General features: G+C 61.1%; 22 protein-coding genes. 16 read left to right on the top strand and 6 right to left on the bottom strand.

What is annotated here, in order from left to right; all coding sequences use genetic code 11:
- Nucleotides 1–50 precede the first annotated feature (50 nt).
- A complete protein-coding gene (gene rpiA / locus AC1D2P_RS15835) occupies nucleotides 51–725 on the bottom strand; it encodes a ribose-5-phosphate isomerase RpiA (RefSeq protein WP_046032311.1) in 675 nt (224 codons plus the stop codon).
- A 145-nt stretch (nucleotides 726–870) separates the two neighbouring features.
- Between rpiA and ilvA the strand changes: the two genes are divergently transcribed.
- Together ilvA and AC1D2P_RS15825 are read left to right on the top strand one after the other, a co-directional pair.
- A complete protein-coding gene (ilvA, locus tag AC1D2P_RS15830) occupies nucleotides 871–2385 on the top strand; it encodes a threonine ammonia-lyase, biosynthetic (RefSeq protein WP_477757414.1) in 1515 nt (504 codons plus the stop codon).
- A 39-nt stretch (nucleotides 2386–2424) separates the two neighbouring features.
- Nucleotides 2425–2850: a DUF2269 domain-containing protein gene (locus tag AC1D2P_RS15825; RefSeq protein ID WP_109785663.1), complete on the top strand. Its 426-nt coding sequence runs from the start codon at nucleotides 2425–2427 to the stop codon at nucleotides 2848–2850.
- A 118-nt stretch (nucleotides 2851–2968) separates the two neighbouring features.
- Here the strand turns inward: AC1D2P_RS15825 and AC1D2P_RS15820 are convergent, their stop codons facing one another.
- On the bottom strand, nucleotides 2969–3625 hold the full coding sequence (locus tag AC1D2P_RS15820; RefSeq protein WP_477811499.1) for a histidinol-phosphatase: 657 nt from the start codon (nucleotides 3623–3625) through the stop codon (nucleotides 2969–2971).
- Nucleotides 3626–3768: 143 nt separating this feature from the next.
- Here AC1D2P_RS15820 and AC1D2P_RS15815 point away from each other — a divergent pair, with 143 nt between their 5' ends.
- Nucleotides 3769–4248 (top strand): RNA pyrophosphohydrolase, encoded by a 480-nt coding sequence (locus tag AC1D2P_RS15815; protein WP_007945562.1) that lies wholly within the window; start codon nucleotides 3769–3771, stop codon nucleotides 4246–4248.
- 22 nt (nucleotides 4249–4270) lie between these two features.
- Nucleotides 4271–6550: a phosphoenolpyruvate--protein phosphotransferase gene (gene ptsP / locus AC1D2P_RS15810; protein WP_046032315.1), complete on the top strand. Its 2280-nt coding sequence runs from the start codon at nucleotides 4271–4273 to the stop codon at nucleotides 6548–6550.
- 101 nt (nucleotides 6551–6651) lie between these two features.
- On the opposite strand, the gene AC1D2P_RS15805 is transcribed toward ptsP, so the two are convergent.
- On the bottom strand, nucleotides 6652–7398 hold the full coding sequence (locus tag AC1D2P_RS15805; RefSeq protein ID WP_046032316.1) for an NRDE family protein: 747 nt from the start codon (nucleotides 7396–7398) through the stop codon (nucleotides 6652–6654).
- 132 nt (nucleotides 7399–7530) lie between these two features.
- Here AC1D2P_RS15805 and AC1D2P_RS15800 point away from each other — a divergent pair, with 132 nt between their 5' ends.
- The 4 genes from AC1D2P_RS15800 to AC1D2P_RS15785 all read left to right on the top strand — a co-directional run bounded on the left by AC1D2P_RS15800 (nucleotide 7531) and on the right by AC1D2P_RS15785 (nucleotide 11206).
- Nucleotides 7531–8313: a sulfite exporter TauE/SafE family protein gene (locus tag AC1D2P_RS15800; RefSeq protein ID WP_109785661.1), complete on the top strand. Its 783-nt coding sequence runs from the start codon at nucleotides 7531–7533 to the stop codon at nucleotides 8311–8313.
- An 80-nt stretch (nucleotides 8314–8393) separates the two neighbouring features.
- Entirely contained in the window at nucleotides 8394–9206 is an 813-nt protein-coding gene (gene lgt, locus AC1D2P_RS15795) for a prolipoprotein diacylglyceryl transferase (protein ID WP_046032318.1), read from the top strand.
- Nucleotides 9207–9256: 50 nt separating this feature from the next.
- Nucleotides 9257–10228 carry a thymidylate synthase gene (locus AC1D2P_RS15790; protein WP_046032319.1) on the top strand — a complete coding sequence of 324 codons (972 nt, stop codon included), beginning with the start codon at nucleotides 9257–9259 and terminating at the stop codon, nucleotides 10226–10228.
- Between the two features lie 141 nt (nucleotides 10229–10369).
- Nucleotides 10370–11206 (top strand): hypothetical protein, encoded by an 837-nt coding sequence (locus tag AC1D2P_RS15785; RefSeq protein ID WP_146206164.1) that lies wholly within the window; start codon nucleotides 10370–10372, stop codon nucleotides 11204–11206.
- Nucleotides 11207–11224: 18 nt separating this feature from the next.
- Here AC1D2P_RS15785 and cadR read toward each other — a convergent pair whose 3' ends face one another.
- Nucleotides 11225–11674 (bottom strand): Cd(II)/Pb(II)-responsive transcriptional regulator, encoded by a 450-nt coding sequence (gene cadR / locus AC1D2P_RS15780; RefSeq protein WP_109785659.1) that lies wholly within the window; start codon nucleotides 11672–11674, stop codon nucleotides 11225–11227.
- A gap of 84 nt (nucleotides 11675–11758) precedes the next feature.
- On the opposite strand from cadR, the gene AC1D2P_RS15775 reads away from it, so the two are divergent.
- The 7 genes from AC1D2P_RS15775 (at nucleotide 11759) to AC1D2P_RS15745 (ending at nucleotide 20803) form a co-directional block, all read left to right on the top strand.
- Nucleotides 11759–14020, top strand: coding sequence for a heavy metal translocating P-type ATPase (locus AC1D2P_RS15775; RefSeq protein WP_109785658.1), 2262 nt, complete (start codon nucleotides 11759–11761; stop codon nucleotides 14018–14020).
- Nucleotides 14021–14035: 15 nt separating this feature from the next.
- A complete protein-coding gene (locus AC1D2P_RS15770; protein WP_109785657.1) occupies nucleotides 14036–14899 on the top strand; it encodes a LysR family transcriptional regulator in 864 nt (287 codons plus the stop codon).
- Nucleotides 14900–15123: 224 nt separating this feature from the next.
- Nucleotides 15124–16200: a putative 2-aminoethylphosphonate ABC transporter ATP-binding protein gene (locus tag AC1D2P_RS15765; RefSeq protein WP_109785656.1), complete on the top strand. Its 1077-nt coding sequence runs from the start codon at nucleotides 15124–15126 to the stop codon at nucleotides 16198–16200.
- Nucleotides 16200–17924, top strand: coding sequence for a putative 2-aminoethylphosphonate ABC transporter permease subunit (locus tag AC1D2P_RS15760; RefSeq protein ID WP_109785655.1), 1725 nt, complete (start codon nucleotides 16200–16202; stop codon nucleotides 17922–17924). The genes AC1D2P_RS15765 and AC1D2P_RS15760 overlap by 1 nt, the downstream gene beginning before the upstream one ends.
- 38 nt (nucleotides 17925–17962) lie before the next feature.
- Nucleotides 17963–18988, top strand: coding sequence for a putative 2-aminoethylphosphonate ABC transporter substrate-binding protein (locus tag AC1D2P_RS15755; protein WP_109785654.1), 1026 nt, complete (start codon nucleotides 17963–17965; stop codon nucleotides 18986–18988).
- A 124-nt stretch (nucleotides 18989–19112) separates the two neighbouring features.
- On the top strand, nucleotides 19113–20246 hold the full coding sequence (locus AC1D2P_RS15750) for a TIGR03364 family FAD-dependent oxidoreductase (protein WP_109785653.1): 1134 nt from the start codon (nucleotides 19113–19115) through the stop codon (nucleotides 20244–20246).
- On the top strand, nucleotides 20246–20803 hold the full coding sequence (locus AC1D2P_RS15745; protein ID WP_109785652.1) for a phosphonate degradation HD-domain oxygenase: 558 nt from the start codon (nucleotides 20246–20248) through the stop codon (nucleotides 20801–20803). The genes AC1D2P_RS15750 and AC1D2P_RS15745 overlap by 1 nt, the downstream gene beginning before the upstream one ends.
- A 12-nt stretch (nucleotides 20804–20815) precedes the next feature.
- Here the strand turns inward: AC1D2P_RS15745 and AC1D2P_RS15740 are convergent, their stop codons facing one another.
- Together AC1D2P_RS15740 and AC1D2P_RS15735 are read right to left on the bottom strand one after the other, a co-directional pair.
- Nucleotides 20816–22192 carry a GTPase/DUF3482 domain-containing protein gene (locus AC1D2P_RS15740; protein WP_109785651.1) on the bottom strand — a complete coding sequence of 459 codons (1377 nt, stop codon included), beginning with the start codon at nucleotides 22190–22192 and terminating at the stop codon, nucleotides 20816–20818.
- Nucleotides 22185–23555, bottom strand: coding sequence for a DUF2868 domain-containing protein (locus tag AC1D2P_RS15735; protein ID WP_109785650.1), 1371 nt, complete (start codon nucleotides 23553–23555; stop codon nucleotides 22185–22187). Before AC1D2P_RS15735 ends, AC1D2P_RS15740 begins: the two co-directional genes overlap by 8 nt.
- Before the next feature lie 86 nt (nucleotides 23556–23641).
- On the opposite strand from AC1D2P_RS15735, the gene AC1D2P_RS15730 reads away from it, so the two are divergent.
- Nucleotides 23642–24154 (top strand): dihydrofolate reductase, encoded by a 513-nt coding sequence (locus tag AC1D2P_RS15730; RefSeq protein ID WP_046032330.1) that lies wholly within the window; start codon nucleotides 23642–23644, stop codon nucleotides 24152–24154.
- The last annotated feature ends 34 nt before the right edge of the window (nucleotides 24155–24188 follow it).

The following is a 24188-nucleotide window of genomic DNA, read 5'->3' as shown; positions in this document are numbered from 1 at the left end:
CCGCTATCGCGAGCAAGCTCGGCTCCTACAGGTTTTGCGTTGTAAATGGCTTACTCGGCGCGCAGGGTTTTCACGCCTTCGCTGGTGCCCAGCAACAGCAAGTCCGCCGGGCGTGCCGCGAACAAACCATTGGTGACCACGCCAACAATGGCGTTGATCTGACGTTCCAGTTCTACCGGGTTGGTGATCTGCATGTTGAACACATCAAGGATGATGTTGCCGTTGTCGGTCAGCACGCCTTCGCGGTAAACCGGGTCGCCGCCCAGTTTCACCAGTTCGCGGGCCACGTGGCTGCGGGCCATCGGGATGACTTCGACCGGCAGCGGGAACGCGCCGAGCACTGGCACCAGTTTGCTGGCGTCGGCGATGCAGATGAACGTCTTGGCCACGGCCGCCACGATCTTCTCGCGGGTCAGGGCCGCGCCACCGCCCTTGATCAGGTTCAGGTGCTCATCGCTTTCATCGGCGCCGTCGACGTAAAACTCCAGGTCGCTGACCGTGTTCAGCTCATACACCGGAATTCCGTGGCCCTTGAGGCGGGCGGCGGTGGCTTCGGAGCTGGCAACAGCGCCGTCGAACGCACCTTTGTGCTTGGCCAGGGCATCGATGAAGCAGTTGGCGGTGGAGCCGGTGCCGACCCCGACGATGCTCTTGTCGTCGAGTTTCGGGAGGATGAAGTCGACGGCGGCCTGAGCCACTGCCTGTTTGAGTTGATCCTGGTTCATGCGGGCTCCGAGATGCCGGGGAGGGAACGAAAGGCCGGCATTATAGCCCTAAGCGGGGCTAAAACCGCTGTATTCGTGTGGTCGTACAGCTGAAAGCCGGGTTAGACTCCGTGGTCCTGCCCAACCCGCTCAGTGATGCTTTCCGATGCTCGAACAGTACGTCAAAAAGATCCTCACCTCGCGCGTTTATGACGTTGCCGTAGAAACCCCATTGCAGACAGCCCGCCAGCTCACCGAGCGGCTGGGCAACACGATCTGGCTCAAGCGTGAAGACTTGCAGCCGGTGTTCTCGTTCAAGATTCGCGGCGCTTACAACAAGCTGACCCAGTTGAGCGACGAAGAGCGTGCGCGCGGCGTCGTGACGGCTTCGGCGGGTAACCATGCGCAAGGCCTGGCCCTGGCGGCGAAAGTGCTGGGCGTCAAAGCCACCATCGTCATGCCCAAGACCACCCCGGAAATCAAAGTCGAAGGCGTGCGTTCGCGCGGCGGCAAAGTGGTGCTGCACGGGGATTCGTTCCCGGAAGCCCTGGCCTACTCGCTGAAACTGGTCGACGAAAAAGGCTACGTCTACATCCATCCTTACGACGATCCCCACACTATTGCCGGGCAGGGCACCGTGGCCATGGAGATTCTGCGTCAGCACCCGCAGCCACTGGACGCGATCTTCGTTCCGGTGGGCGGTGGCGGGCTTATCGCCGGCATTGCGGCGTACGTGAAGTACCTGCGCCCGGACATCAAAGTCATCGGCGTCGAACCGGACGATTCCAACTGCCTGCAAGTCGCCATGGCGGCGGGTGAGCGCGTGGTATTGCCGACCGTGGGCCTCTTCGCCGACGGCGTTGCGGTGGCACAGATCGGCCAGCACACCTTCGACATCTGCAAAGACTATGTCGATGAAGTGATCACCGTCAGCACCGACGAGATCTGTGCGGCAATCAAGGATATCTACGACGATACCCGCTCGATCACCGAGCCTGCGGGCGCGCTGGGCGTGGCCGGGATCAAGAAGTATGTCGAGCAGCGCGGTGTCAGCGGCCAGACCTTCGTGGCCATCGACTCCGGCGCTAACGTCAACTTCGACCGCTTGCGCCATGTCGCCGAACGCGCCGAGCTGGGCGAAGGTCGTGAAGCAATCATCGCCGTGACCATCCCCGAGAAACCGGGCAGCTTCAAGGCGTTTTGCGAAGCCATCGGCAAACGCCAGATCACCGAATTCAATTACCGCTACAACACTGGCAGCGAAGCGCACATCTTCGTTGGCGTGCAGACGCACCCGGAAACCGACCCGCGCAGTGCGCTGATTGCCAGCCTCGGCGAACAGGGCTTCCCGGTGCTGGACCTGACCGACAACGAACTGGCCAAGCTGCACATTCGCCACATGGTCGGCGGTCGAGCGGCCCACGTTGTTGATGAAGTGATCCTGCGCTTCGAATTCCCGGAGCGTCCGGGGGCGTTGTTCAATTTCCTCAACAAGTTGGGCGGGCGCTGGAACATCTCGATGTTCCACTACCGCAACCATGGTGCGGCGGACGGCCGAGTAGTCGCGGGCCTGCAAGTACCGCACGACGAACGTCATCTGGTGCCGGCCGCGCTGGAAGAAATCGGTTACCCGTACTGGGATGAAAGCGACAACCCGGCCTATAAGCTGTTTCTGGGCTGAACGGCTACGCTGATGGGCAGGCCATAAGGAAATCGAACAATGGAAACGTTATCTGCCCTGAAAGCGGCGCACATGGTCGCAACGGTTGTGTTGCTGATCAGCGCACTGGGCCTGGGCGTCTGGGTTTTACTTGCGCGGCGCAAGGGTGACGCGACGGCGGGAAGCCGCACCTTGCAACGGCCAAGGGTGTTTGTCTGGCTGCTGATGGGCCTGGCGCTGCTGAGCATGCCGGTTACAGGCTGGTGCATGGTGCATCTGGTGGGTTGGCCGCTGGGGCAGACGTGGTTGCTGGCCTCCAGCGTGCTGTACACCGTGGCGGCGCTGGCGTGGTTCTGGTTGCTGGTGCGGCTGAACAAACTGCGCAAGGCGCCGGGTAGCGTCGGTAAATTTACCTTTGCGTTGGCGTTGTTCAGTTTTGTCTGTTTTGTGGCCATTGCGGGGTTGATGGGAGCCAAACCCATCTAAGGCAGTCTCTGTAGCAGCTGCCGAGGTACGAGGCTGCGATGGGCTGCGAAGCTGCCCTTGAGGACGGCCCTGCGGACCGCAACGCAGCCTCGTGCCTCGGCAGCTGCTACAGATGTAATCAGAGGCGCAGACTGATCACCGGCCAGCCACGCTTCTGGGCTTCGGCACGCAGATTCGGATCAGGATCAACCGCGATCGGGTGGGTTACCTGCTCCAGCAACGGCAAATCATTCATCGAGTCGCTATAGAAGTAGCTGCCTTCCAGTGAATGCCCGGTCTCGTCCAGCCAACGATTCAAGCGCGTTACCTTGCCTTCACGGAAGCACGGTACGTCGGTACTGCGCCCGGTGTAGCGGCCATCGACCATCTCGCACTCGGTGGCGATCAAGGTTTCAACGCCCAGGCGCTGGGCAATCGGCCCGGTGACGAAGCGGTTGGTCGCGGTGATGATCACCAGTTTGTCGCCGGCGTCGCGGTGCTTGGCCAGCAGTTCGAGGGCCTTGGGCAACATGATCGGTTCGATGCAGTCGCGCATGTAGTCGCTGTGCCACTGAYCGAGCACGGTCATCTCGGTGCGGCCGAGGACTTCCAGGCAGAAGTTCAGGTAGGCGGCGTTATCCAGCTTGCCGGCCAGGTAATCCTGATAGAACTCGTCGTTGCGAGTCTTGTAGGCGACGGCGTCGAGGAAGCCGCGTTCGCACAGGTAATCGCCCCAGGCGTGGTCACTGTCGCCGCCCAGAAGAGTGTTGTCCAAGTCGAATAAAGCCAGGCGCATTGCAGTTACTCGCTGAAAAGTCTGTAGAAAGGCGCCCAGAATACGGACTTTTCACAAGAGTGCACATAAGGTTGGCCGGCTCGTTGCTGCCTTCACAACCTTTGTGGAACAATGCGGCGACATGCGTTTGCGAGGTTGTTGCCGTGATCGACCCCGATGGTTTCCGCCCCAATGTCGGGATCATTCTCACGAATGATGCCGGACAGGTGCTATGGGCTCGCCGTATCAATCAAGATGCCTGGCAGTTTCCACAGGGAGGGATCAACCCCCAGGAGACGCCGGAAGACGCCTTGTACCGCGAGTTGAACGAAGAAGTGGGTCTGGAGCGCGAAGATGTTGAAATTCTCGCCTGCACCCGGGGCTGGTTGCGCTATCGTTTGCCGCAACGTCTGGTCCGTACCCACAGCCAACCGCTGTGCATCGGCCAGAAACAGAAATGGTTTCTCCTGCGCCTGATCTCCAACGAGCAGCGGGTGCGGATGGATTTGACCGGTAAACCGGAGTTCGATGGCTGGCGCTGGGTCAGCTATTGGTATCCGTTGGGCCAGGTGGTGACATTCAAGCGCGAGGTGTATCGACGCGCTCTCAAAGAGCTTGCCCCGCGCCTTTTAACGCGCGACTGACGACGGAGTTCGACCCCGAGCCATGCTCAATACGCTGCGCAAGATCGTCCAGGAAGTTAACTCCGCCAAGGATCTCAAGGCGGCGTTGGGGATTATTGTGTTGCGCGTCAAAGAGGCCATGGGCAGCCAGGTCTGCTCGGTCTACCTGCTTGACCCCGAGACCAACCGCTTCGTGCTGATGGCTACCGAGGGCTTGAACAAGCGCTCGATCGGCAAAGTCAGCATGGCACCCAACGAAGGTCTGGTTGGCCTGGTCGGTACGCGCGAAGAACCCCTGAACCTCGAAAACGCTGCGGACCACCCGCGCTACCGCTACTTCGCCGAGACCGGTGAAGAGCGCTTCGCTTCATTCCTCGGGGCGCCGATCATTCACCACCGCCGGGTCGTCGGCGTGTTGGTCATCCAGCAAAAAGAACGCCGCCAGTTCGATGAGGGTGAAGAAGCCTTCCTCGTGACCATGAGCGCGCAACTGGCTGGCGTTATCGCCCACGCCGAGGCCACCGGGTCGATCCGTGGCCTGGGCCGTCAGGGCAAAGGCATCCAGGAAGCCAAGTTTGTCGGCGTGCCGGGTTCGCCAGGTGCAGCGGTCGGTACGGCGGTGGTCATGCTGCCGCCCGCCGATCTGGACGTGGTGCCGGACAAGACTATTGTCGACATCGACGCCGAACTCGGGCTGTTCAAGACCGCCATCGAAGGCGTGCGCGCCGATATGCGCACGCTGTCGGCCAAGCTCGCGACACAATTGCGCCCGGAAGAGCGCGCCTTGTTCGACGTCTACCTGATGATGCTCGACGACGCCGCGCTGGGCAGCGAAGTGACCACCGTCATCAAGACCGGTCAGTGGGCCCAGGGCGCACTGCGTCAAGTGGTCACCGATCACGTCAACCGTTTCGAATTGATGGACGACGCCTACCTGCGTGAGCGTGCCTCGGACGTCAAGGACCTCGGTCGCCGCCTGCTCGCCTATTTGCAGGAAGAGCGTCAGCAAACCCTGGTTTATCCCGACAACACCATTCTGGTCAGCGAAGAACTGACGCCGGCCATGCTCGGCGAGGTGCCGGAAGGCAAGCTGGCCGGTCTGGTGTCGGTACTCGGTTCCGGTAACTCCCACGTCGCGATCCTGGCGCGAGCCATGGGTATCCCGACGGTGATGGGCCTGGTCGACTTGCCGTACTCGAAAGTCGACGGCATCCAGATGATCGTCGACGGCTACCACGGCGAGGTCTACACCAACCCCAGCGATGTACTGCGCAAGCAGTTCGCCGAAGTGGTCGAGGAAGAGAAGCAACTGGCCCTTGGGCTGGATGCACTGCGCGACTTGCCGTGCGTGACCCTCGATGGTCACCGCATGCCGTTGTGGGTCAATACCGGTTTGCTGGCGGACGTGGCGCGGGCGCAGAAGCGTGGCGCTGAAGGCGTGGGTCTGTACCGCACCGAAGTGCCGTTCATGATCAACCAGCGTTTCCCGAGCGAAAAGGAACAACTGGCGATCTACCGCGAGCAGCTCGCCGCGTTTCACCCGCAACCGGTGACCATGCGCAGCCTCGACATCGGCGGCGACAAGGCCTTGTCGTACTTCCCGATCAAGGAAGACAACCCGTTCCTGGGCTGGCGCGGGATTCGCGTCACCCTCGACCACCCGGAAATTTTCCTGGTCCAGACCCGCGCCATGCTCAAGGCCAGCGAAGGCTTGAACAACTTGCGGATTCTGCTGCCGATGATCTCCGGCACCCACGAACTCGAAGAAGCCTTGCACCTGATCCACCGGGCGTGGGGCGAAGTGCGCGACGAAGGCACCGATGTGCCGATGCCGCCGATTGGCGTGATGATCGAGATTCCGGCGGCGGTGTATCAGACCAAGGAACTGGCGCGGCAAGTGGACTTCCTGTCGGTCGGCTCCAACGACCTGACTCAGTACCTGTTGGCCGTCGACCGCAACAACCCGCGGGTGGCCGACCTTTACGACTACCTGCACCCGGCGGTGCTCCAGGCCTTGCAGAACGTGGTGCGTGACGCCCATGCCGAAGGCAAGCCTGTGAGTATCTGCGGTGAGATGGCCGGTGACCCGGCGGCGGCGGTGCTGTTGATGGCGATGGGCTTCGACAGCCTGTCGATGAACGCCACCAACTTGCCGAAAGTGAAGTGGATGCTGCGCCAGATCAACCTGAGCAAGGCCAAGGAATTGCTGGCCGAGCTGATGACCATCGACAACCCGCAAGTTATCCACAGCTCGCTGCAACTGGCGCTGAAAAACCTCGGGTTGGCGCGGATGATCAATCCAGCGGCGATCAAGCCCCTCTAATTCTGCGGCGGCCCCATCGAGGGCAAGCCATGCTCCTACGGATTTGTGTCGTGCAGCCACAGACCTGTAGGAGCAAGGCTTGCCGTCCAGCCAACACAAAACTAAAGCCTGATCTCCACTTCCCCAAGATGCCCGCCATACGGCCCGAAACTCCGTTCGACCAGATGCCGCGAGCCATCCGCCTGCACAATCAACGCCGTGCTCGCCCGGGTCCCGTAGCTTTGGCTGGCAATAAACACACTCGACAACAACGTCTCGGTCGCCAGCCCCACCCCTGTATCCGGCAGCTCGGCAAATGGCGCAGTCTGCGAATCGCTCAACAGCGCCAATAGTGCTTGAGGTTGTGGGTCTTCCAGCACCTCACTCAATGCCGCCTTGGCCTTGAGCAACTTCGGCCAGGGCGTATCCAGCCCGGCGTTGGATAACCCATACACCCCAGGCACCAGCATCACGGCCTCGGATTCCCGGGCATTGAAGTGCCAGAGCTCATTGCCATTGCCGACCAGCAGGTTAAATCCGCCATATTCCGGCGAGCGGGCGACAACGTCGGCTAAATAGTCGTCAATCGGCAGCTCCCCGGTGAGAAACCGCGCCACCAGTTCACCGCGAGACTTGCGTCCGGGTGGTCGGTGCGGATCACGAATATTGGTCAGCGCCGCAAAGCGCCCATTGGCGCCGACACCGAGCCAGGTGCCGCCGGCCTCCAGGTCGCGACCGGCATGAACGTGCGCAGCTTCTGGCCATTGCGCCAAGGGCAGGCTGGGGCGCGCGTAGAACTCGTCGCGGTTGGCCGCCACGATCAGCGGCTGGGCGTGACCCGGTCGCCAGGCGAAAACAATCAGGCACATAAGGTGGTCCTTGTGTGTTTTTTGCTCACTCTACGCAGACATCGCACGGGTATCCATCGCCATCCAGTGGAGCCTTGGGCCCCGCATCCGTTACTATGCCGGTGCTTTTTTGAGAAGCGTACAAGGAAGGTCATGGAATTTCTGCTCTATCTGGCGCTGGGCGCCTGCGCAGGCGTGCTGGCCGGGCTGTTCGGGGTCGGCGGCGGGATCATTATCGTCCCCGTGCTGGTATTCAGTTTCACCTTGCAGGGCTTCGATGCATCGATTCTGACCCATCTGGCGGTCGGTACCTCCCTGGCGACGATTATCTTTACCTCGGTCAACGCCGTGCGCGAACACCATCGTCGTGGCGCGGTGCGTTGGCCGATTTTCGTCTGGATGACCGTGGGCATTTTGATGGGCGCCGGTTTCGGCGCACTGACGGCCGAAGCGATCTCCGGTCCGAATTTGCAGAAAATCATCGGTGTGTTCGCCCTGGTCATCGCCGCGCAACTGGCGCTGGACGTCAAGCCCAAGGCCAGCCGCACGGTGCCGGGCAAACTCGGTCTGACCATGGCCGGCAGTGTGATTGGCTGGGCCTCGGCGATTTTCGGGATTGGCGGCGGCTCCTTGACCGTGCCGTTCCTGACCTGGCGCAGTGTGCCGATGCAACAGGCCGTGGCCACATCGTCGGCCTGCGGTCTGCCGATCGCATTGGCCAGTGCGTTAAGTTTCATGATCCTGGGCTGGCACGATCCGTTGCTGCCGGCCCATAGTCTCGGTTTTATTTATTTGCCGGCACTGTTGGGCATTGCCCTGACCAGCATGGTCTTCGCCCGTATCGGCGCGCGACTGGCCCACAGGCTGTCGCCGAAGTTGCTGAAAAGACTGTTTGCCGCTTTGCTGTTCTGCGTCGGCCTGAGTTTCTTGCTCTGACGACCCGCGCAATCCTGACTTAATCCTGAGGTGGCAGCGTCGCCCGGGAATTTTGGTTTCAACTCTAACGAGGAGTCGCAATGCTGCCTTACCCGCAGATCGACCCGGTGGCCCTGGCCATCGGTCCGCTGAAAATCCACTGGTACGGCTTGATGTACCTGATCGGCATTGGCGGCGCCTGGCTGCTGGCGTCCCGTCGGATGAACCGTTTCGACCCGACCTGGACCAAGGAGAAGCTCTCCGACATGGTCTTCTGGATGTCGATGGGTGTCATTGTCGGTGGCCGTTTGGGGTATGTGCTGTTCTACGATTTGCACGCGTACCTGGCCAACCCGGCGCTGATTTTTGAAGTGTGGAAGGGCGGCATGTCGTTCCACGGCGGGTTCATCGGCGTGATGCTGGCGGCGTTGTGGTTTGGTAAAAAGAACAACAAGTCGTTCTTCCAGCTGATGGATTTCGTCGCGCCGATGGTGCCGATCGGCCTGGGCGCCGGGCGTATCGGCAACTTCATCAACGCCGAATTGTGGGGCAAGCCGACCGACGTGCCGTGGGCAATGATCTTCCCGCCGTTCAGCGATCCGTCGCAGTTGCCGCGCCATCCGTCGCAGCTGTACCAGTTCGCGCTGGAAGGCGTGGCACTGTTCCTCATCCTCTGGTTGTTCTCGCGCAAGCCGCGGCCGACCATGGCGGTGTCCGGGATGTTCGCGCTGTTCTATGGCATCTTCCGTTTCATCGTCGAATTCGTCCGCGTACCGGACGCGCAACTGGGCTATCTGGCCTGGAACTGGCTGACCATGGGCCAAGTGCTCTGCGTGCCGATGATTGTCGGCGGCCTGTTCCTGATCTGGCTGGCGTATCACCGTGCCCCGGCGACGCCAGCAGCAGCCGTATAAATTCGAACCCCGGGGGCAACGGTCTCCGGGTTCAAGGACACAGGTAACTCATGAAGCAATATCTCGAACTGGTCGCCCACGTCATCAAGAACGGCACCAAGCAAGCCAACCGCACGGGCGTGAACACCATCAGCTTTCCGGGTGCGATGCTGCGCTATGACCTCAAGGAAGGTTTCCCGGCGATCACCACGCGCAAGATGGCTTTCAAATCGGCCATCGGCGAGATGTGCGGTTTTCTGCGTGGCGTTAACAACGCCGCCGAATTCCGCGCGTTGGGCTGCAAGGTCTGGGACCAGAACGCCAACGAAAATGCGCAGTGGCTGGCCAACCCGTTCCGCCAGGGCGAAGACGACCTCGGCGAAATCTACGGTGTGCAATGGCGCAAATGGCCAGCGTACAAACAGATCCCGGTCAGCAATAAGGCCGCTATCGAACAGACATTGGGCCAAGGCTACCGCCAGATCGCTGAAGGCGAAGAAGACGGCCAGGCTTACGTCGTGCTGTACAAGGCGATTGACCAGATTCGTCAGTGCGTCGACACCATCATCAAAGACCCGGGCAGCCGCCGCATTCTGTTCCACGGCTGGAACGTTGCCCAGCTCGATGAAATGGCCCTGCCGCCGTGCCATCTGCTGTACCAGTTCCACCCGAATGTCGAGACCAAGGAGATTTCCCTGACCCTCTACATCCGTTCCAACGACCTAGGCCTCGGTACGCCGTTCAACCTCACCGAAGGCGCGGCGCTGCTGAGCCTGATCGGTCGCCTGACCGGCTACACGCCGCGCTGGTTCACCTATTTCATCGGCGACGCGCACGTCTACGAGAACCATTTGGACATGCTCAATGAACAGCTCAAGCGTGAGCCGTTCCCGATGCCGAAACTGGTGATCAGCGACCGTGTGCCGGAGTTTGCCAAGACTGGCGTTTATCAGCCGGAGTGGCTGGAGCTGATCGAACCGAGCGATTTCTCGCTGGAAGGTTACGAGCACCACGCGCCGATGACCGCGCCGATGGCGGTTTAATAGATGGGCGGATAGATTTTTATATTAGAAAAAGGTCTATCTGGCTGTCATTTTTGACAGTGGGCGAACGAATGCTAGGGTGTTTGAATGGCCATTAGGACGTGGTCAGCAACACCCTTTCTTTATTTCAGGAGCTTCGTCATGACAATCATTGCGCCCCGTGCAACTACCGGGTTTTCGCAAAGCCCTATCGGTCTCTCGCCAGAGCACTTGAGTAGTCAATTAACCGGTTTACCGCTTATTGGCTGCGAAAGCCGATCCGGACTTTTTCATTTCATCCCAAGCCTCGCTCCATGGGATTGCGTGGTGCCTATGGAAATATTCACTGGCGCACCTATCTTCGTCGATTCTCTGCGCGTGGTTGTGTCAGTAAATGACAGGGAATTTCAGATCGGTGATCAGGTTCGGGTGCAGTGGCAGGCGCTTGGTGGCAGCGGGAAAAGTTACCAGTCACCACCTCAGCCAGTACTGAGTTTCACCTCGTTGCAGTTTGCTGTTCCTGACGAAACGGCACGCCCGTTTGAAGGCGACCGGGTTGAGGTTATTTTTGTTATCGAAAGAGGGGGGAGCGCATTACCTTCCGCATCGTTGTACATGACGTTCGCCCAGGCACTGATTCAAACCGCCCCGATTTCTATTGACGACGTATCGGAGGGAGTTCTGGATATTGATCAACATCCCGATGGCGTTTTCCTAACCATTCCACTGATTGAAAACCTGCGAACAAACAACGCCATTGAAATGCACTGGAAAAGCAGCCCGAACGGCGGGCAGGGTGGCGCCTGGAGGGACTATCAGCGCAAGTTAACGGTCAGTCCCGATTCACCCCTCAAGTTTCGGATTGATTCTTCTGTCTATCAGGCGCATCGCGGAGAGTCCGTTCACCTGCTTTGCAGTTTGTTTCTGGGTTCCGGGATGGTCCCCGGCCTGAATTATGGCATGGGCCCCCGGGGTACCTTGGAGTTCACATTGGTCTGAGCGTTAATTGGCGAAGGACTAATGTCCATGACTGCGGCCGACATGGGAATGCCCCACCTCGGTCGCCACAACCCCGCCACTCACTTCCAGCCGTTGCAAAATCCCGCACTGATCAATCTCCGGCCCTTCGCCACAGCGTTGGCGCAGGTCGAGCAATTGTGTCTGCAACGCCAGTAACCCATCGATCCGCGCCTTGACGTGGTGGATGTGCTCGTCGATCAACGCATTCACGCTTTCGCACTGATCCTGCGGGCTGTCGCGAAACGCCAGCAGGCTGCGGATTTCTTCCAGCGTCATGTCGAGGGTGCGGCAGTTGCGGATGAAGGTCAGGCGCTCGGCGTGGGCCTGGGTGTAGACGCGGTAGTTGCCGTCGCTGCGAGCCGGCTCCGGCAACAGGTTTTCGCGCTCGTAATAGCGGATGGTTTCCACGGCGCAGTCGGTCAGTTTGGCCAGTTCTCCGATCTTCATGACGGCAGTCTCCAAATAGGTGCTTGACCCTATAGTGGCTACAGGGTCTTTACTTGGCAACAGGCACCTTATGGACGCGACCTGATGAGCGATTCCCAACACACCCACACCCCCAAGGCTGAGCACGATCACAGCCACACACTGCAGCCTGTAAAGAAGCACGAGCATGGCGGCCACGGCGATTCCTGCTGTTCCACCAAAGCGGCTGCGCCGTCGCTGATCAAGTTGAGCGAAACGCCAACGGCCGGTGCACGCCTGAGCAGCTTTCGCATCGATGCGATGGACTGCCCGACCGAGCAGACGCTGATCCAGAACAAACTCGGCAAACTCGCCGGTGTGCAGCAACTGGAGTTCAACCTGATCAACCGGGTGTTGGGCGTGACCCACGACTTGCCAAGCACTGCGCCCATCATCGAGGCGATCAAATCCCTCGGCATGCAGGCAGAACCGCTTGAGCAAGGCGTCGAAGCACCCGCTCCCGCGCCGGAGAAAAAACCGTGGTGGCCATTGGCGCTGTCCGGTGTGGGGGCGCTGGCCGCCGAAGTCATTCACTTCACCAACGCTGCACCCACTTGGGTGGTGGCGGTCATTGCGCTGGTCTCGATCCTCAGTGGTGGCCTGACCACGTACAAAAAGGGCTGGATCGCCCTGAAAAACCTCAACCTGAACATTAACGCGCTGATGAGCATCGCGGTGACCGGCGCGATCCTGATCGGTCAGTGGCCGGAAGCGGCGATGGTGATGTTCCTGTTCACCGTGGCCGAGTTGATTGAAGCCAAATCCCTGGACCGCGCACGCAATGCGATCAGCGGCCTGATGCAGATGAGCCCGGAACAGGCCACGGTGCAGCGGGCCGATGGCAGCTGGGTCGAGCAAGACGTCAAAACCATCGAGCTGGGGGCGCGGGTGCGGGTACGACCCGGTGAGCGCATCGGGCTGGACGGTGAAGTGGTGGCCGGCAGTTCAACTATCGATCAGGCGCCGATCACGGGTGAAAGCTTGCCGGTCGAGAAAACCGTCGGCGACAAAGTATTCGCCGGCACCATCAATCAGGCCGGGTCTCTGGAATATGCCGTGACCGCAGCGGCGGACAATTCGACGCTGGCGCGAATCATCCACGCCGTCGAACAGGCCCAGGGCGCGCGGGCACCGACCCAGCGTTTCGTCGACAGCTTCTCGAAAATCTACACGCCAGCGGTATTCATCCTGGCCCTTGCCGTTGCGCTGATTCCTCCGCTGTTCATGGGCGCCGCATGGTTCGACTGGATCTACCGGGCGCTGGTGTTGCTGGTGGTCGCTTGCCCTTGTGCGCTGGTGATTTCCACCCCGGTGACCATCGTCAGCGGCCTCGCGGCGGCGGCACGCAAAGGCATTCTGGTGAAGGGGGGCGTGTATCTGGAGGGCGGTTACAAGCTCGATTATCTGGCGTTGGACAAGACCGGAACGATCACCCACGGCAAACCGGTACAGACGGATTACCTTTCTCTCGACACAACCACCGTCGAAACAGCCCCGGCGATTGCCGCCGCGCTGGCCGGACGTTCCGATCACCCGGTGTCGCTGGCCATTGCCAATGCGGCTGTGGATAAACAACTCGCGCCGCTGTTTGTGGATAACTTTGAAGCGCTAGCCGGTCGCGGTGTGCGCGGTGAGATCAACGGTCAGGTGTACCACTTGGGTAACCACCGTTTGGTCGAAGAGCTGAACCTGTGTTCGCCGGCGCTGGAAGAGAAACTGTTCGCGCTGGAGAAACAGGGCAAGTCGGTGGTGCTGCTGCTCGATAAATCCGGCCCGCTGGCGCTGTTTGCGGTGGCGGACACGGTAAAAGAGTCGAGTCGCGAGGCGATCCAGCAACTGCATGACCTGGGCATCAAAACCCTGATGCTGACCGGCGACAACGTCCACACCGCTCAGGCGATTGCCGCACAAGTGGGCATCGACGAGGCCAAGGGTGATCTGCTGCCGACCGACAAACTGCAAGCCATCGAAGCCCTTTATGCACAGGGTCATAACGTCGGCATGGTGGGCGATGGCATCAACGATGCGCCGGCACTGGCCCGGGCCGAGATCGGTTTTGCCATGGCCGCGGCGGGCACCGACACGGCCATCGAGACCGCCGATGTCGCCTTGATGGACGACGACTTGCGCAAGATCCCGACGTTCATCCGGCTGTCGCGGCAGACCTCCAGCATCCTGAAACAGAACATCGCGCTGGCATTGGTGATCAAGGCGATCTTTCTTGGGGTAACCTTCGCCGGGCTCGCTACCATGTGGATGGCGGTGTTCGCCGACATGGGCGTCAGTTTGTTGGTGGTGTTCAACGGTTTGCGCCTGCTGCGCAAATAAGGAAGAGGGAAGGGTGTGCTGAGTGCGGAGCTGAAGGCGTTTTACATGGTGGCCCGCCTGGGCAGCATTACCCTGGCGGCGAAGAAGCTCGGCCTGAGCCAACCGACGGTCACGACCCAGATCCGCAACCTGGAAAACCAGTATTCGGTGGAACTGTTCTACCGTGGCGGCCGCCGCCTCAGTGTCAGCGATGAAGGCGCTCGGCTGTTGCCGATGGTCAAGGCGCTGTTGCAACAGGAAGCCGACATCGAGTTTTTCCTGCGCAACAGTGGCCAGGTCCAGGGCACGTTGCGCATTGCCGCCACGGCGCCGTATTACATCCTGGATCTGGTGAAAACCTTTCGCGAACGCTTGCCGCAAGTGGAAGTGTCGGTGGAAATCGGCAACTCGCAGCAAGTGCTCGAAGCGCTGGAGGATTACCGGGTGGATGTCGCAGCGTCCTCGCAATTGCTGGACGATGCGCGACTGATTCGCCGGGTGCTCGGCAGCGATCCGCTGGTGCTGGCCGTGCATCGCAATCACCCGCTGGCGATTCACGATCATGTGCCACTCAGCGCCTTGGCCGGGCATACGTTGCTGATGCGCGAGTCGGGCTCGACCACCCGTCGATTGACCGAAGAGTTGCTGGTCAATGCCGGGGTGAGTTTCGGGCCGTTGCTGGAAATTGGCAGCCGTGAATCGATTCGTGAGGCGGTGCTGCGCAACATCGGCATCAGCATCATTGCCCGCCAGGAAGTGCCGCACGATCCGCAATTGCGCGTGCTGACCATCGAAAATGCACCGCAGATTCCCGAGTACCTGTATTGCCTCAAGGAGCGCAAAGGCGCGCGGCTGCCGGCGGCGTTCCTGGGGTTGGCGCAGGAAATGGCCCCGGCCTGAAATATCCATCACTTGAGCTGGCCTCATCGCGGGCAAGCCTTGCTCCTACAGGAGTGGATAAGCCCCTGTAGGAGCAAGGCTTGCCCGCGATGGCGTCAGTTCAGGCGCCGCATGACTTCAACCAAAAATCCTGAATACCACTATCAGTCGTTTTTGCCTCACTGCCATATGACGGACGCATTACAAATCTAGGATGGCTCTCATCTGCTTGATGAGGCCTGTCCATGAACCACTCGATCGCAACTGCCCTGACCAACCCCGGCGCCCCAATGAAAGTGCGCGGCGTGCAGAAACGCTTTGGCGCCTTCACGGCGCTRGATAACGTTTCCCTCGACGTGGCGGCCGGTGAGCTGGTGTGTCTGCTGGGCCCGTCGGGTTGTGGCAAAACCACGTTGCTGCGCTGCATCGCCGGTCTGGAAAAACAGGACAGCGGCGAGTTGTACCTGGGTGATCGCGACGTTTCCCATCTGGCCCCCCAAGCGCGGGACTACGGCATTCTCTTCCAGTCCTACGCGTTGTTCCCCAATCTCACCGTTGAAGCGAACATTGCCTACGGCCTCGCGGGCAGCGGTCGTGATGAAGTGCGTAAACGTGTCGGTCAGATGCTGGAACTGGTCGGCCTGATCGGCAGTGAGAAAAAGTACCCCGGCCAGTTGTCTGGCGGCCAACAGCAACGCGTTGCACTGGCTCGGGCCCTGGCGCCAGCGCCCTCGTTACTGTTGCTGGACGAACCGATGTCGGCACTCGACGCCCGGGTCCGCGAGCATCTGTGCACCGAACTGCGCCAACTGCAGCGCAACCTCGGCATCACCACCCTGATGGTCACGCACAATCAGGACGAAGCCATGCTGATGGCCGACCGCATCGCCGTGATGAACAACGGCAAGGTCGAGCAGTACGCCACGCCGCAGGAAATCTACGACCGCCCGGCCACACCGTTTGTGGCGGAGTTCGTCGGCCAGGGCAACTGGTTGCCGTTCAGCCGTAGCAGTGACAGCCACGCCCAGGTCGGCGGGATGAGCCTGCGCCTGGCCGATGGCAGCGCCCAAACCGCGTCGGGCCGACTGTTCTGCCGCCCGGAAGCGATCAACGTGAACCCGGTGGTGCACGAGGAAAACCTGTTCCCGGCCAAGGTTCGCGAAATCACCTTCCTCGGCAACCGCTGCCGCATGAGCTTCGAGCTCGATCAATTGCCGGGCCATGCGCTGCTGGCCGAATTGGCACCGGAAGCCATGCCGCGCCTCGGCGCCCAGCAAATCATGGTCGCCTTGCCGCCACGCAGCCTGCAGGTGTTTGCCTGATGAGCGCGAACATCGCGCTGCCGATACCGCACAAGCAGTTTCGGCAGACCTCCCGTGCCGAGATCGGCGACCGGGTGTTCGTGGTCGGCGGCAAAGTCCTGTTGCTGGTGCTGCTCGGTGTCGCCGTGTTGATGCCGTTGCTCGCCATTTTCTGGCGTGGTTTCAGTTCCGAGGCGGGGCAGGGCGGTGGTCTGGTTGCAGCGCGCGAATTGGTGACCAGTGCGAATTTTCACTGGCTGTTGGGTAACAGCCTGAAGGTTTCCCTCAGTGTGGCGGCGATCGTCGTACCGTTGGCGTACCTGTTTGCCTACGCCCTGCAACGCACATTGATTCCCGGCAAAGGCGTCTGGCGTGCGATATCCCTGCTGCCGTTGATGGCACCGTCGATGCTGCCCGGCATCGCACTGGTTTATCTGTTCGGCAACCAGGGCCTGTTGCGCGGTCTGCTCTCGGACAACATCTACGGTTTCTGGGGCATTGTGCTCGGTGAGGTCATCTACACCTTCCCGCATGCCTTGATGATTCTGCTGTCGGCGCTGTCCCTGGCGGATGCGCGATTGTTCGATGCCGCCTCCAGCATGGGCGCAAGTCCCGCCAAAGCCTTTCGCAGCATCACCTGGCCGGCGACCCGTCAGGCCGTGTTCGCCGCGTTCTGCCTGGTGTTCACCCTGACTATCACCGACTTCGGTGTGCCCGTGGTGGTCGGTGGCGACTATCAAGTGTTGGCGCTGGAGGCCTACAAAGCGGTGGTCGGTCAGCAGCAGTTTGGTCGCGGCGCATTGATTGGCATGGTCCTGCTGTTGCCGGCGCTGTTCAGCTTCGGTGTCGATGCGTGGTTGCGTCGACGTCACGGTGATTCCATGAGCGGTCGTGCCCAGGTATTCAAACCGGCGGCATCGACACTGCGAGACGGTTGCTACCTGGCCATCGTGTTGCTGATCTGCGCCGCGTTGTTACTGGTGTTCGGCATGGCGGTGTTCTCATCCCTGGTCAAATTCTGGCCGTACAACCTGTCGTTGTCGCTCAATCATTACCAGTTCAACGACACGGCGGGCGGCGGCTGGCTGGCTTACGGCAACAGCGTGAAGATGGCGTTGTGCACGGCGTTGATCGGCAGCGTGCTGATTTTTACCGGCGCTTACCTGATGGAAAAAACCAAGGGCCAGCGTGGGCTGAACCTGACCCTGCGCATGCTCAGTTTCGTACCGATGGCGGTGCCGGGACTGGTGTTGGGCCTGGGTTATGTCTTTTTCTTCAACCTCACCGGCAACCCGCTGCATGTGCTCTACGGGACCATGACCCTGCTGGTGGTCTGTACCATTGCTCACTATTTGACCACCGCACAAATGACCGCGACCACCGCGCTGCGTCAGCTCGACGCCGAGTTCGAAGCCGCTGCGCTGTCGCTCAAGGCGCCGCTGTATCGCCACTACCTGCGGGTGACGGTACCGATCTGCCTGCCGGCGCTGCTGGACATCGTGCGCTACCTGTTCGTCTCGGCCATGACCACTGTTTCGGCGGCGATCTTCCTCTATAGCCCCGACACCATCCTCGCGGCAGTGGCGGTGCTGAACATGGATGACGCCGGCAACGTCGGCGGTGCGGCAGCGATGTCGACTCTGATTCTGTTCACCTCGGCGGGCGTGTCCCTGCTGCTGGCCTGGGCTTCGCGCGGTTTGCTGCGTCGTTCCCAAGCCTGGCGGCAGACCGCGCCTGGCCATTGATTCGTACAACCCACTCAACTCAACAACAGGAAAAGATCATGTTCAAGCCCCTGGCCTTGGCCGCTGCTGTCCTCACCGCTTTCAGCCTGAACGCCTTCGCGGCGAAAACCGAGTTGACGGTGTACACCGCCCTCGAAGCCGAACAACTGAAGACCTATAAAGAAGCGTTTGAAAAGTCCAACCCGGACGTCGAAATCAAATGGGTGCGCGATTCCACCGGGATCATCACCGCCAAACTGCTGGCCGAAAAAGCTCGCCCGCAAGCTGATGCTGTCTGGGGCCTGGCCGCGTCGAGCCTGGCGATCCTCGATCAACAAGGCATGTTGCAAAGCTACGCGCCGAAGGACCTGGGCAAAATCGGCAACAACTACCGCGACGCCGCCAACCCGCCAGCCTGGGTCGGCATGGACGTCTGGGCCGCGACCGTTTGCTTCAACACCGTCGAAGCCGAGAAGCAGGGCCTGACCAAGCCCGTGAGCTGGCAAGACCTGACCAAGCCTGAGTACAAAGGCAAAATCGTGATGCCGAACCCGGCCTCGTCCGGCACCGGTTTCCTCGACGTCAGCGCCTGGCTGCAAACCTTCGGCGAGAAGCAGGGCTGGCAGTACATGGATGACCTGCACCAGAACATCGGCCAGTACGTTCACTCCGGTTCCAAGCCTTGCAAACTGGCGGCGGCTGGCGAATTCCCGATCGGTATTTCCTTTGAATACCCGGCTGTTCAACTGAAGCGCCAGGGTGCGCCACTGGACATCATCCTGCCGAAAGAAGGCCTGGGCTGGGAGATCGAAGCGACTGCCGTGATCAAAGGCACGCCGCATGAAGACGCCGCGAAGAAACTCGCTGACTTCTCGGCAAGCCCGGCGGCGATGGAGCTGTACAAAGAAAACTTCGCCGTACTGGCTCAGCCAGGTATCGCCAAGCCACAGACCGAACTGCCGGCTGACTACGAGCAGCGTTTGATCAAGAACGACTTCGCCTGGGCCTCGAAAAACCGCGACGAGATCCTGACCGAATGGCGCAAGCGCTATGACGGCAAGTCCGAGAAAGTGGTTGCCAAGTAAGATCTTCATCGGCTGACAGGTCCCCATCGCGGGCAAGCCCGCTCCCACATGATCTGTGGCGTTCACAAAACCTGTGGGAGCGGGCTTGCCCGCGATAGCGGTCTGTCATTCAGGACAAATTTCAATGACACAACACAACGACATGCTGATCGTCGGCGCCGGCATTCTCGGTCTGTCCCACGCCTACGCCGCCGCCAAACGCGGTCTGAAAGTCACCGTTTTCGAACGCAGCGAAACACCTTTAGGGGCTTCGGTGCGCAACTTCGGTCAGGCATTGGTCACCGGCCAGCCGCCGGGCCCGATGCTCGAACTGGCCAGGGCCAGCCGCGAGATCTGGGGCCAATGGGCGCAACTCGCCGGCCTGCAACTCAAGCGTAATGGCTCTTACTTGTTCGCCCGTACCGAAGCGGAAGAGCACCTGCTCGAAGCTTTTTGCGCCGGTCGCGCCGTGGAACACGGCTACCGCGTCGAGCTTCTGCGCGGTGCTGCCTTGCGCGATCTGTACAGCGGCCAGTTCAGCCATCACCGCGCCGCGTTGCACGGGATGGACGATCAACAACTGTATTCCCGCGAGGCGATACCGGCACTGATCGACTACCTGCGCCGCGAGCTCGGCGTCACCTTTCACTTTTCGACCCTGGTTCGCGACATCGAGCCGGGCCGCTTGCACAGCACCACCGGCACGTTCAGCGCCGAGCAGATCATCCTGTGCTCGGGCCACGACTATCAGACCTTGCTCGCCGAGCCGATTGCCGAACTCAACCCACAAATCTGCCGTCTGCAAATGCTCCGCGTCCGCCCGCAGGTCAACCTCAACTTGCAACACGCCTTGCTCACCGGTTTGAGCTGCGTGCACTACGGCGCCTTTGCCGACCTGCCGGAAGCGGCGGCGGTGCAGGCGCAGATCCTGCGCGACGAGCCGCACTTGCACGAAAACGGTATCCACCTGCTAATCAGCCCGACGCCCTACGGCGAATTGATCATCGGCGACTCTCACCATTACGGTCGCGATCCATCACCGTTCAATGCCGAGCAAGTGGACAACTGGATGATCGAGCTGGCCGAGCAGACGTTGGGCTGCAACGTGCAAGTGGTCGAGCGCTGGCAGGGGGTCTATGGTTCACGGGGGCCGGGGCCATTTTCATTCCTGCGACCGCAGCCGGGCGTCAGCATTGCGCTGATGCACACCGGCGTCGGCATGAGCGTCGGGCCCGCGATGGCGGAGCGTAACGTGGCGACTTTATTGGGAGAGCGTTGATGGGTAGCAGTGAGCACGTGATCGCCGAAGTATTCGGCTTGTATGAACGTTTTGGCGACAGCGATTACATCGGCGAGCCGGTGTCGCAGATCGAGCACATGTCCCAGGCTGCGCAACTGGCAATGGCCGAGGGCTTCGATGATGAAGTGGTGCTGGCGGCGTTCTTTCACGACATCGGGCACATCTGCGCCGAGAGCGCCGAGAACATGGGCGGCTTCGGCGTGGTCAGCCACGAGCGATTGGGCGCCGATTACTTGCGTCGCGCCGGTTTCAGCGAACGCATGGCGCGACTGGTGGAATACCACGTGCAGGCCAAGCGGTATCTGACGCTGAAAGAGCCTGGGTACTACGAGCGCTTGAGCGAAGCCAGCCGCCGCACCCTGGAATACCAGGGCGGGGTGATGACACCGGCCGAGGCTGCCGCCTTCGAGCAAGACCCGTTGTGCGAAGTCAGTTTGCGCATGCGCCAGTGGGATGAACTGGCGAAGGAAATGCAGGTGCCAGTGATCGACCTTGGGGTCTTGAAGGAAAAAGCGGCGCGACTGTTGGCTGCGTGAAGGCTGCGCCGCTTAAAGCTGTTGCGCCAACACCTCAATTTGCTCTTGGCGCTCGGCCTGATTCAACTTCGCCTGCGGATTAAGCGACGACCATTGCGGATACGCCCGTGCCTTGTTCAATGCTTCGGGCAATTTGCCTTCGCGCCAGGTCTTGTCCTGGGGCGTGGCCACGTGAATGCTGTCCATCGCGGCATGCCCGCGCTGATTCAGCGCCTGTAGCAGTTGCCGCTGACGCAACGCCAATAACCGCAATACGCTGTCATCGACGGTCAGCTCTCGCTGACCTTTGATTTTGCCCAGCAAACGGCTGCCATAGCTTCGCGCGGTTTGCAGCGCGCCACCGGCGATCGCTCCGGCCAAGGCTGCCGCACCCAGGGTAATGCCGCCCACCAGCAAATCGACCCCGGCGCCCGCGGCCGCACCGGCCGCGATTCCACCGCCGACCCTGACGCCGAGTTGCTTGAGGGTTTCGGGGTTGAACAAGTCATCGCCCCAGCGCCCATCGAGCAGCGGCAAGTCACTGGCCGCCGCGTCCTGTGGGCGGAAGGCGTACAGCTTGAGCAGTGCTTCAACGCAACGTTGTTCGCGCTGGCGCACGGCTTTGTGCAGTTCACCAATGGCCTGTTGTTCTTGCGCCGCGTCGCTGGCAACGCTGCGCCGGCACGCGGCGCAATCAATCAGCAATTCGGCAATCAACCGCACTGCGCTTTGCTGACGGGCGAGGCGTTGGGCCTGTTGATCGGCGATCAAGCGCTCCAGTTGCTCACGGGAGCTTTCCAGCAGGAGGGCGAGGCTTTCATAGAGTCGACGCTCACCATCCTCTGGCGGCGCGACGCTGTCGAAACGCACCAAGGCATGCAAGCCCAGGCGCGCCAACGCTTCACGCCAGGCCGGTTCGCGATGGTTGGCACTGCTGACGAAATTCAGCACCGGCAGCAACGGTTTGCCACAGCTGGCCAACACTTCCAGTTCATCGCGGTACTTGGCCAACACCGGCTCGCGGGCGTCGATCACGTAGAGGCCGGCGTCGCAGGTGAGCAGTTGGCGCAACACTTTGGCTTCCTGCTCAAAGCGCTGCCGGGCTTCGCTGCCCTCAAGGAACCGCGCCAGGCGGGCCGGGCCGTCGAGGCGTTCGCCGGGACGTTCCAGCCGTTCGAGGTAGTCGAGCAGGGCGATGGCGTCTTCCAGGCCGGGCGTGTCGTAGAGGTCGAGCAGCGGCTCGCCGTCCACCGACAACCTCGCGCCTTCGACATGGCGCGTGGTGCTGGGGCGATGGGACACTTCGCCGAAGCCGACATCACGGGTCAGTGTTCGCAGCAATGAGGTTTTGCCGACGTTGGTGTGGCCGACCACGGCCAGTTTCAACGGTGCCTTCCAGGCGTTAGTCATGACCGCTCTCCAGCCAGTTCAACGGCGCGCAATCGGCGAACGGCAGCTCCAATTGCTGCAAGGCGACATGCCAGTCCCCCAGCCGTTCGGCATCCAGCGCTTCGCCGGGCGGCGCTTGCAGCAGCCAGACGCGGGTGGCGGCCGCATTGCGCGCCAGTTCGGCGATCAGCGCCAGGCTGCCACGGTCCGGCGAGCGCCGTGGGTCGCAGGCAATCAGCAACCGCGCGGGCGGAAAGCGGCTCAGTTGTTCGAGGAGTTTGTGGCGCGATTCACGGCTGTCGAGTATGCCGGCGTTGCCCACGGTTTTCGGCAGGTGCGGTGGCCACTCGCGTTGGTCATCGAGTTCAATGGCCACCAGCAGGGCGCCGTCGCTTTGCTGATCCGTGACACCGCTTTGCACGCGATGAAGTTGCGCCGGCGCGGCATCGCTGATACCCAGGCGCTCGCTGGTGGGCATCAAGCGTTCGCGCAGTTGGGCATAACCGGGCAGGTTCAAATCCAGGTGCAATTTCGCCTGGCCGGTTTTCCAGCGCCATCGGCAAAACAGCATCAGCAGCAAGCGCGGCAACACGCCGTACATCAGCAGCACACCCACCAGCCAGGCGGCCCAGGCTTGCCGAGCGCTTTCGATGTTCAGCGCGGCATCGCCGCTGGCGCGAATCATCTCCACGCTGGGCACGCTGAAACCGATCAAGGCCGGCAGCGCGCCGAGGGCCTGAGTCATGGCGACGAAGGTGTCGCCGCTCAGGAGGGTGGTTTCCCAGACGAAGCCGTAGCGCCGGGTGGCCATCAACGTCAGTAGAATCGCCAGGGCGCTGAGCATCGCCAGCAGCCACAGGCCGTTGACCAGAATACCGAGGGCCCAGCGATTGAGTTTTTGTCGCTGCAATAGCAGCAGCAGGGCCGGGGCCAGTTGTGCGGCTTTGGCATCACGCGCGAGTCTTTCACTGAGCCACAACCATAAGCGCCCGAGGGTGGCGCCGTGTTCGCCGGCGAAGACCAGGCCCAGCGCCCAACTGATCAGCAAAATCAGGTTCAGCCCGAGCAAACTGCCCAAGGCCCAGAACACATTCACCGGGGTTTGCCCGTCGCCCATCGCAGCAAACGCCAGGCCGGCGCCGCTGACCACGGCCAACACCGCCATCACGATCAGCGCCAGTCGCGCGCCTTGCAGCCAGTGCACGAGGGCATTGGCCAAACCATCGCGTTCGGCCAGCCACACGGCCCGACGTTGAATCCGTGCCGGCAGGTCGCCGCCAGCGCTGCGGGCCAGTCGGTTGGCTTCCAGATCCTCAAGCGGCCCGGCGTGTTCTTCACGCAGGCGGATGGTTTCTGTCAGCCAGAGGTTGTTCAGTTCAGTCACGCGGCATCCCGTCGCTTAGATTGAGTCGTGAGCATAACCGCTGTGGCGCTTATCGGGGTACGGATGGCTCTGGTATCCTCGCCGGCATGACTAAATCACTCCCCCTCAGCCTGATTGCAGCCCTCGGTGAAAACCGTGTAATCGGCGTCGACAACAGCATGCCCTGGCACTTGCCGGGGGATTTCAAATACTTCAAGGCCACCACCCTCGGCAAGCCGATCATCATGGGTCGCAAGACCTGGGATTCGCTCGGGCGACCGCTGCCGGGCCGGTTGAACATCGTGGTCAGCCGTCAGGTTGATCTGGTGTTGGAAGGCGCGGAAGTCTATCCATCGCTGGAAGCGGCCGTGGCGCGCGCCGAGGAATGGGCGAAAGAGCAGGGCGTCGATGAGCTGATGCTGATTGGCGGTGCGCAGTTGTATGCGCAGGGGATGGCTCAGGCTGACCGCTTGTATCTGACGCGCGTGGCGCTAAGCCCGGACGGGGATGCGTGGTTTCCGGAGTTTGATTTGAAGGAGTGGAAGTTGGTGTCGAACGTGCCGAATCCGGCCGAAGGCGACAAACCGGCGTACAACTTCGAGGTTTGGGAGAAGGCTTAAAAGCATCGCGAGCAAGCTCGGCTCCTACAGGGTT

It is taken from the genome of Pseudomonas sp. P1_F1_2 (genome assembly GCF_056405815.1).
The sequence above is the reverse complement of the archived record's forward strand: the minus strand, read 5'-3'. Positions and strand labels throughout refer to the sequence as shown.